Origin of the sequence: Thermostichus vulcanus str. 'Rupite' (genome assembly GCF_022848905.1) — a bacterium.
Taxonomy (GTDB): domain Bacteria; phylum Cyanobacteriota; class Cyanobacteriia; order Thermostichales; family Thermostichaceae; genus Thermostichus; species Thermostichus vulcanus_A.
In genome coordinates, this window is record NZ_JAFIRA010000046.1 from 19,464 (window position 1) to 28,066 (window position 8,603).

An 8,603-nucleotide genomic window follows, 5' to 3' on the forward strand; every position below is an offset into this window, starting at 1 on the left:
CCAAAACTCGGTGGGAAAATCAGTGCAAGAAGTGGCGGATGCCGGTGCAAATCATCACAATATCGGCAGCATTGGCCGCTGCAATGGAATCGGGATCCCGAATGCTCCCTCCCGGCTGAATGATGGCGCGGATCCCCGATTGGGCAGCCACCTCAACGCTATCGGCAAAGGGAAAAAATCCATCACTGGCCAAAACTGCCCCAGCGGCTTCGGATCTGGCTTGTTTCAGGGCAATTTCTACAGCTCCAACTCGGTTCATCTGCCCAGCCCCAATGCCCACCGTTTGCCCCTGCTTGGCAATCACAATGGCGTTGGATTTGACATGTTTGCAGACTTTCCAAGCGAATTCCAATTCGGCCCATTCTTCTGGGGTGGGCTGCCGTTCTGTCACCACTCGCCAAGACTGTTGGCTGTCGGATCCCTGAGGGGGGTCGGCATCTTGGACCAGAAAGCCCCCCGCTAAGGTGCGAATCGTCTGGGCCGGCCCCACTTGCCAGTTGGGCAAGATCAATACCCGCAGGTTCTTTTTGGCCGATAGCAGCTCAGCTGCTTCCAAGGTACAGTCGGGGGCCACCACACATTCCAAAAAAGGTTCCGTCAGGAGGTGGGCGGTTTCTCGATCCAGCGTTTGATTGAGACCAACGATGCCCCCGAAAGCAGAAACGGAGTCAGCAGCAAAAGCAGCCCGAAAGGCTGCCGCCAAAGAAGGACGCAGGGCGACGCCACAGGGGTTGTTGTGTTTGACCACCACAGCCACAGCTTGTTCCGGGCCAAATTCGGCAACAATGGCGCGGGCGGCTTCCAAGTCCAGCAGGTTATTGTAGCTCAGTTCTTTACCCTGCAATTGTTTGGCTTGGTGCCAGCCGGGAGCAGCCGGATCCACAACATACCAAGTGGCGGCTTGGTGGGGATTTTCGCCGTAGCGCAGCCTTTGCTGAGGGATCCCTTGCAGTTGAAAAATGTCTTCCTGGACTGGAGAAGGATCCGATTGCGGTTGCAATTGTTGGGTCAATTCTGGACGGGCCAGATAGTTGACAATGGCGCGATCATAGGCCAGTACCTGCTCAAAGGCGCGACGGGCGCACTGGAAGCGAAACGCCAATCGTTCGGATTCGCCGCAAGTACTGGACAACAGCTGTAAATACTGGGGGTATTGGGCCGGATCCGTCAGTACCGTGACGTGGGCATAGTTTTTGGCGGCTGCCCGTACCAACGTCGGGCCACCAATATCAATTTGTTCAGTTGCTTCCGCCAGTAAAACGCCTGCTTGGGCTACGGTTTCTTCAAAGGGATAAAAATTAACCACGACCAATCCAATCGGTGGGATCCCCAAGGCATCCAAATCTTCTTGGTCATCGCTGCGCTCCAAGCGGGCCAAAATACCGCCGTGAATGCGGGGATGGAGGGTTTTGACCCGCCCACCCAGGATCTCGGGTGCGCCCGTATGGGTGGAGACGGGAGTCACAGGGATCCCTGCTTCTGAGAGCACTTTGGCAGTACCCCCGCTGCTGAGCAGTTGAAAACCATGCTCCTGGACTAGGGCTTGAGCAAAAGGGATCAGTCCAGTTTTGTCAGATACACTCAGTAAGGCCAAAGGGGAGAAGTCCTGAGAAGGCATTGATCTTTTGTTACCCAAAACAGAGCAGAGTTGCCTAAGATACCTAGCTGGGCTGGTATCCAGCGCCCCCACAGCATACCTTGCGATTCACCTAGGGATACTCGGATCCACTCTTGACTTGCTCTTGCCGGGCTTGTTCCCGTTCTTTGTTGAGATGGGCCACTTGGGCTTCGAGATCTTGAATGCGGTGCAGCAGTCGCTCAATGGCTCGTCCCACCGGGTCAGGCATGAGATGGTGATCCAAATCGATCCCGTGAGCGGGGATGTGCCGTTGATGGGGTGGAATGACCGCACGGCCTGGGATCCCCACCACTGTCATTTCTGGAGCCACATCCTGAATCACCACGGCATTCGCCCCAATCCGGGAGCCATGGCCAATGCGGACTGGGCCGAGGATCTTTGCCCCTGTACCGACAATCACACCATTTTCTAGAGTGGGGTGGCGTTTCCCTTTGTCCCAAGAGGTTCCCCCCAAAGTAACCCCGTGGTAGAGCGTTACATCGTCGCCAATCTCCGCCGTCTCGCCGATCACCACCCCGCAACCATGGTCGATAAAAAAGCGCCGTCCGATCTGGGCTGCCGGGTGGATCTCGATCAAGGTAAAGGAACGGGCAAAAAAGCTGAGCAACCGAGCTAAGAAAAACCAGCGCCGTTTCCACAAACGATGGGCGATCCGATGCAAAAAGAGCGCGTGGATCCCTGGATAGGTGCAGATCACCTCCCAGCGATTGCGTGCCGCCGGATCCCGGTCAAACACACAGTCGATGTCTTCCCCCACCTGTTGCCAAAATCCCAGCTTCTGGGCTTGTGCCGGTTTGGGTAGAGACCCGATCTCACCTGAGGGTGCGGTTGGGCTGGGATCTTCGACCACCGAGTGCTCGGCTTCCGTTAGCATGAATGGCCTCTGGTCAGATACCTCCACTGCTTCTCCTTCTAACATTTTTTGGGGGTGCCAGGGGAAAAGAGAGGACAGAACTGGGCTGGATCCGTTGACGTTGAGCAGAAGTGGATGAGAATGAGATCAGGATGGGATAGTGGTTGTCCTGTCACCTGTTGTTGCTCTATCGGCTTGCTCACCATGCTGGATCCCCTTTTGGAAGAGAAAATTCGTGACCAGATCCGTGCCAACAAAGTGTTGATCTACATGAAGGGCACTCCAGAAATGCCCCAGTGTGGGTTCTCCTACGCGACGGTGCGCGTTTTCGACAGTTTGGGTTTCCCCTATGCGGCGGTCAATGTGCTGGAGGATCCTGAGATTCGTCAGGGCATCAAGGAATTTTCCAACTGGCCGACCATCCCACAGGTGTATATCGACGGTGAATTTGTGGGGGGCTGCGACATTATCCAAGAAATGCACTCCCGCAATGAGTTGCGTCCCTTACTAGAGGCAGCGTTTGCTGGGACAGCTGTTCAGTCCTAAGTAGCTGGTTCTCTAGTTTGTCATCTGAAGAGACCCCTTCCTCCAAGTCTGTGGGCATGATCACCCCTGAGCAACTGCGGCAACACCTGATAGACCAACTGCAAGCACTGCATGTGCAGGTGGAGGATGAATCCCATCGTCATGTCGGCCATGGAGGGCAACGGGATCCCTTAGGGGCTGGCGGGCACTATCGGGTTGAAATTGTCTCTCCCTTGTTTGCGGGCAAAACAACGTTGCAGCAGCACCGCATGGTCTATGGGGCTCTGGCGGAGCAGATGGGCAGCAGTATTCATGCTCTGGCCCTACAAACCTATAGCCCTGAGCAGTGGACGGGATCCCTGCCAAGCCCCGTTAGTTCTGCCCAGCCCAGTTAATATAGAACTGGAAGCAACCACGGACTAAGCACCACAGCAGCGGAGGAAGCATGGCAACTCTGTTGGCCACTTGGCTAATGTCTGCCTTGAGCGTCATGATTCTGGCCTGGCTCCTACCTGGGATCCATGTCTCTGACTTTGGTGGAGCATTGCTGGCGGCTCTGGTGATTGGATTGGTAAATGGCCTGGTGAAACCGTTTTTGCAGTTGATCACCTTGCCGATTACCATCCTCACCCTCGGGGTGTTTTGGCTGATTTTGAATGGCATTTGTCTGGCGATTGCCGATGCCCTAGCCGGTGATGCATTTAACATCGATAACTTTGGTTGGGCCTTTATTGGGGCGATCGTGCTCTCGATGGTCAGTGGTTTGGTGCATCGCGTGTTTCTGACCGGGACAAAGACCTAGCTTTGAGCCTGAGAGTCCCTGTTCCTACCCGCATTCTCAGGTAAAATTCCGAATGTTAGGGGAAGGAAAAAGTAAATCGACCCGCCGATCCAGTCGAAGTGGCCGACCCATTGAAAACCTGTGCAACAACTCCATTCTTTCGCAGTGTCACCGTAAAGGGAATGGGCGCAGTCGATTGGGAACACCGTTGGAACAATGCTACCTCGATCCGATATGTCCCTGTGGGGGGAGTAGAGATCCAAAAGACATTCTCGACAGGATTCGTGATGACTCCAGCACAATTGGCATTGGCATCCACATCCAGCCGCCCTCCAGAAGGAATACTTGGATTCACAAAAGATACGGTTTGCTGACCGGGATCCGTGACATACAGGTCAAGGTCATCAGTTGTGTTCCAGCTAAGGGTGATCTGAATCGGGCCAGTACCCAGTGGCGGAGTTGGGGTTGATGTTGGAGTCGGAGTCGGAGTTGATGTTGGAGTTGGAGTTGGGGTTGATGTTGGAGTCGGAGTTGGGGTTGCTGCTCCTCCAGTGACAGTCTGAGCGAAATTCCCCTGGAAGCCATTATTAGCTAGGTAAGTCGCCACCACAGCTGCCGGAGTACCAGGAGCCACCTGAATCGCAATACCTGTCCCATTCCCCCTAGCCAGAAAAGTATTCCCGGAAATAGTACGGGCCTGAGTCCCTTGCAAAATAAGGATCCCGAAGCTCCCCGCAATTCCACCCACACCAATCCTGTTGGACTGAATCGCCGGCACAGAACCCGCCCCATCCAGTTGAATCCCGGTCGTGCCACTGCTGCCCGTTTGTCGAGACTGAAGCGCCAAGCTAGCTGTAGGTGGATCCCCTTCGATTTGGTTGTTCCGGAATACCCCACCCGAGTTATCGCTATAGCGAGCAGCCAAAGCCCCCAACGCCTGTAAGAGAATGGTGTTGTTCTCAATCGTAGGATTACTGCCCGGCACGGTGCCAATACCGACCCCACCGGCTTTACTGACAATCGGCGAGACTCGACTGACCCGGCCATCCCCAGAGACTTGCACACAGGGATCCAAAAATTGTTGACACAAGATCTGGGCCAGTTGCCCCAAGGCTCCCTCTAGAACAGCAGCATTGCCATTGACGGAGATATTGGAGCGGGGGTCATTGAGGGTGACTTTGCTGGGTTGAAAGGTGCCATTGTTCACCTGGACTCGTCCCCCCCCTAGCACCACCTCGACCCCTTGCAAGCTGGTTTGGCTGGCCACGATCAAGTCGAAGAGCCCGGTCAAAATCTCGTAGGTGACAGAGCTGGTAATGCGAATGCGCCCACCATTGGTGCCATCGCCGCCATCCAGCGCCAGATTGCTTTGTAGGGTTTCACTTCCTGCCCCCAAAATTTCGATGAGCACTTCTAGTCCGGCAGTGGCATTTTGTAGCCTTTGGGCCTCTGCAGTGGCATCCGCCAGCTTGGTAAAGGGGCCATTCACGGGATCCACCCGTAGAGTGACCGACCCAGATGGAGGGAGAGAAGGAGGGCCCCCTGTGCCACCGCCTCCACAGCCGAGGGCAATCCCTGCCAAAAGAGGCAGAAACAGGGAACGGATCCCCATCCCAAATTTAGAGGCTTGGCCAGCCATAGTGGAGAGTCCTTCGCAACAGCTTGCAGGTCAAGGTATAACAAGGCAGCCAACCACCACGACAAAGTTCAGGTGGCCAAGCAGAATTGGATACCCTTAGCAGAAGTATCGTCGAATGGGATCCCCTATTGAGTCAAGCCCTTGAAAGGGAGCCGCAATGAATTGGTAACAAAGTTAAGAACATCTAAGAACCTCTTTCCTGAGGGAACAGAACAAGAAGGCTTTCCACCCCCTCAGGTAGCCGGACTTTAACGTTCCTCAGGCACTTCGATGGAGCCGTCAATGATCTGCTGCTTCACGGCTTCTACAGCCGCCACCAAATCCGCAGGGATCAGGGCTTCGTTGTACTCATCCAGGGCATAGCCCACACCCTCATTCTCTAGACCAAAGTCTTGAATGCCACCGACAAAATTGCCCTCCACCACACTCCGAATCACGTCATAAGTGGCAACATCCACCCGCTTCAGCATCGAGGTGAGGCCGTGGTTGAGGGTGGCAGGGTTGTTGTCGGTATCCCCCAAGTAGTTTTGGTTGGCATCCACCCCAATAAAGAACATCGGACGGCTATCGCCACTGCAGACATTGGCGTAATCAGCCGGCTTAGGCACATCCGCAAAGGGATCCCGAATGAAGCTCACCCCGCTGGGCAGATCGGCGGTTTTGATGCACCGTTCTTGCTTAACAAAGTCAATTAACCCCAGGCCGGATCCCCCAGCGGCTGCGTAGATGATATCTGCCCCCTGTGCTTTTTGGGCGGCGGCAATCTCTTTGGCTTTGGCCGGATCATTCCAGGCAGCCGGTGTCGTCCCGACATAGTTGGCGATGACGCGACAGGTGATCCCCTCTTCGGCACAGGCGTATTCCACCCCTGCCCGATAGCCCGCCTCAAACTTGTGGATCAAGGGAATATCCATGCCGCCCAAGAAGCCGACAACCCCGGTTTGGGTTTGTTTGCCGGCAATGTAGCCTACCAGGAAGGATCCCTCATGTTCCCGGAAGAGAAGGCTAGCCACGTTATCTTCTTCGGGAGAAACAGAATCCACCAAGCCAAACTTCACATCTTTGAACTCTGCAGCACTGGCAGTCACCGCCGGTTCCAGAGCAAAGCCTACACCTATCACCACATCAAAGCCTTCTTCGGCAAACTTACGCACCCCTGGCCCCAGTTGCGAGGGATCCGTCGGCTCAAAATCAAACACCTGAACGCCAAAATCTTGCTTAGCCCGTTCCGCCCCTTCGGCAGCCGATTGATTAAAACTGCGGTCATTTTTACCGCCTTCTCCAAAGGCAATGCCCACCCGTACAGACTGAGCTTGAGCAGAATGGCTGATCGCCAGCAGCCCTGCCAGTACTCCTGTCAATACTAAAGAGATCCCCAATGTTTTTTGTTTTTGCATCATCATGATTCCTAATGCCCCAGTAGCTTAATTAACATTTCACGAAAAGCCAATTTGTCCGCTCTGAGCACAACCTCAGCATTGGCGGGCTGGCCCATAATGCCCAAACGATCCACCAAACTATAGCCGCGGGTCCGCTCCCCCCGACATTCAACATCCACGTAGTGACGACGACTTTCCCGAATCAGTTCCGGTTGCAAGGCCATCGCCATCGTCAAAGAATCGGGATGAGTAATGCCATTCAGACCACCTCCACCTGGGTGAGAGCGGTTGAACTCCCAGGCCACCCGGTTCACAGCTAGGTAAAACCGGCTGAGAGGAGTATCTAGAGATAAAATCGGTTCTAACTCTTCTTGCGTCAGCAGACCATCGCTAACCGATAAATCCCAGGGGGAAAGAACCACATCAAACCCAGCTTGCAAAACGATTTGAGCTGCTTCCGGATCGACATAAAAATTGAACTCAGCCGCTGGAGTAATGTTACCGAGCGCATTGTTGGTGCCGCCCATAATCCAGAGCTTTTTCACCTTTTGCGGCAGGGTGGGGTCTTGGGCTAGGGCCAGCGCAAGGTTCGTCAGGGGGGCTTGGGCGATGATTTGTAATTCTCCGGCGTAGCGGTTGGCCAGTTCTACAATCGCAGCCGGGGCAAACAGAGACTCTGGGCGCTGCTTGGCCTTGGGAAAAAAAGAATTGCCCATGCCATCTTCCCCATGGACATAAGCTGCTGTAACCAGTTTGCCCACCAGAGGCTTGCTAGCTCCGGGGTATACGGGGATCCCGGCTTTTCCCGCCACTTCCAAGGTGTAAAGGGCATTTTCGCTGCATTGTTCTAGATCCAGGTTGCCCGCACAAATGGTGATGGCTTCAACCCGGCTGTTGGGCCAGAGCAGCCCGAAGAGGATCGAGGTGACATCATCTCCGGCAGTGTCCGTGTCGATCAAAAAGCGCTGCAAAGCCATATCCAGGCAACACCCAAATAACCTGTCATCTTACCGATCGGAAGCCGTCTGAGGGCGAAAGTTTAGGTCAGCTTTAGCTTGAAACTGGAGCGGTTGCAGGATATAGCAGGTGTATCTTGAGGTAAAGTGCCCGCTCGAGTCGAGGGTTTATGTCTAATTCTGAGGGACTTCATCCTGCTAGCGCGATCCGCTCGATTACGCCCCAACAGCTGGCCAAACAACTGCGGGATGCGACCAGTCACCGTAAGAGCTACGCTCCCCTGCGCGAACCCGGCTCTTTTCAGCTGATCGATGTGCGGGAGCCGGCAGAATTGGAGCGGGTGAATTTGAATGAGCTGGGCTTTCGTAACTATCCCCTCAGCCAGTACGAGGAGTGGAGCGAACGGATCCTGGCAGAGCTGAACCCCGACCAGCCCACTTTTGTCCTCTGTCATCACGGCATTCGTTCGGCCCAAATGAGTCATTGGTTACAGGCCCACGGGTTTACTCAGGTTCACAATATTAGTGGCGGCATCCACGCCTGGGCCTGTGAGGTGGATCCGTCATTGCCCACTTACTAAAAAATTTGAAAACTTGGGTCTAAAGCCCCGTTCTACTGCTAGCGCGGAAGCAAGCTAACAGGACGGATTTATATTTTAATTTTAAATTTTAATTTTATATTTGTGTTTCAGACCGGCTCTCCTGGACTTATGGTGATCAAGGATTACTAAGGCCAGAAAGCTGCTAATAATCTAGCTCTGAAGTTAGTCATGTTGGTAAACCCATACCCTTGTCGCTTGATTACCTTGATCCGGTTGTTGATTCCCTCCA

10 protein-coding genes are annotated in these 8,603 nt (G+C 54.3%); 4 read left to right on the forward strand and 6 right to left on the reverse strand.

What is annotated here, in order from left to right:
- Positions 1–19: 19 nt before the first annotated feature.
- Positions 20–1,618: a bifunctional phosphoribosylaminoimidazolecarboxamide formyltransferase/IMP cyclohydrolase gene (gene purH, locus JX360_RS14415; RefSeq protein ID WP_244352280.1), complete on the reverse strand. Its 1,599-nt coding sequence runs from the start codon at positions 1,616–1,618 to the stop codon at positions 20–22.
- A gap of 91 nt (positions 1,619–1,709) precedes the next feature.
- Positions 1,710–2,513, reverse strand: coding sequence for a serine O-acetyltransferase (gene cysE / locus JX360_RS14420; RefSeq protein WP_244352282.1), 804 nt, complete (start codon positions 2,511–2,513; stop codon positions 1,710–1,712).
- A 183-nt stretch (positions 2,514–2,696) separates the two neighbouring features.
- On the opposite strand from cysE, the gene grxD reads away from it, so the two are divergent.
- The 3 genes from grxD to JX360_RS14435 are packed head-to-tail and all read left to right on the forward strand — an operon-like array spanning position 2,697 to position 3,819.
- Positions 2,697–3,038, forward strand: coding sequence for a Grx4 family monothiol glutaredoxin (gene grxD / locus JX360_RS14425; protein WP_425244417.1), 342 nt, complete (start codon positions 2,697–2,699; stop codon positions 3,036–3,038).
- Positions 3,039–3,055: 17 nt separating this feature from the next.
- The gene (locus JX360_RS14430; protein WP_244352284.1) at positions 3,056–3,412 is read left to right on the forward strand and encodes a BolA family protein; all 357 of its coding nucleotides are present in this window, start codon (positions 3,056–3,058) and stop codon (positions 3,410–3,412) included.
- Positions 3,413–3,462: 50 nt separating this feature from the next.
- A complete protein-coding gene (locus JX360_RS14435) occupies positions 3,463–3,819 on the forward strand; it encodes a phage holin family protein (protein WP_244352286.1) in 357 nt (118 codons plus the stop codon).
- Positions 3,820–3,874: 55 nt separating this feature from the next.
- On the opposite strand, the gene JX360_RS14440 is transcribed toward JX360_RS14435, so the two are convergent.
- The 3 genes from JX360_RS14440 to JX360_RS14450 all read right to left on the reverse strand — a co-directional run bounded on the left by JX360_RS14440 (position 3,875) and on the right by JX360_RS14450 (position 7,793).
- Entirely contained in the window at positions 3,875–5,437 is a 1,563-nt protein-coding gene (locus JX360_RS14440) for a right-handed parallel beta-helix repeat-containing protein (protein ID WP_244352288.1), read from the reverse strand.
- Between the two features lie 248 nt (positions 5,438–5,685).
- Entirely contained in the window at positions 5,686–6,834 is a 1,149-nt protein-coding gene (locus tag JX360_RS14445) for a BMP family lipoprotein (RefSeq protein WP_425244418.1), read from the reverse strand.
- A gap of 11 nt (positions 6,835–6,845) precedes the next feature.
- A complete protein-coding gene (locus tag JX360_RS14450) occupies positions 6,846–7,793 on the reverse strand; it encodes a nucleoside hydrolase (RefSeq protein WP_244352292.1) in 948 nt (315 codons plus the stop codon).
- Between the two features lie 149 nt (positions 7,794–7,942).
- Here JX360_RS14450 and JX360_RS14455 point away from each other — a divergent pair, with 149 nt between their 5' ends.
- Positions 7,943–8,353 (forward strand): rhodanese-like domain-containing protein, encoded by a 411-nt coding sequence (locus tag JX360_RS14455; RefSeq protein WP_244352294.1) that lies wholly within the window; start codon positions 7,943–7,945, stop codon positions 8,351–8,353.
- Between the two features lie 146 nt (positions 8,354–8,499).
- Here JX360_RS14455 and JX360_RS14460 read toward each other — a convergent pair.
- Positions 8,500–8,603: transposase (locus tag JX360_RS14460; RefSeq protein WP_244352300.1), on the reverse strand; the 104-nt coding region annotated here is incomplete at its 5' end.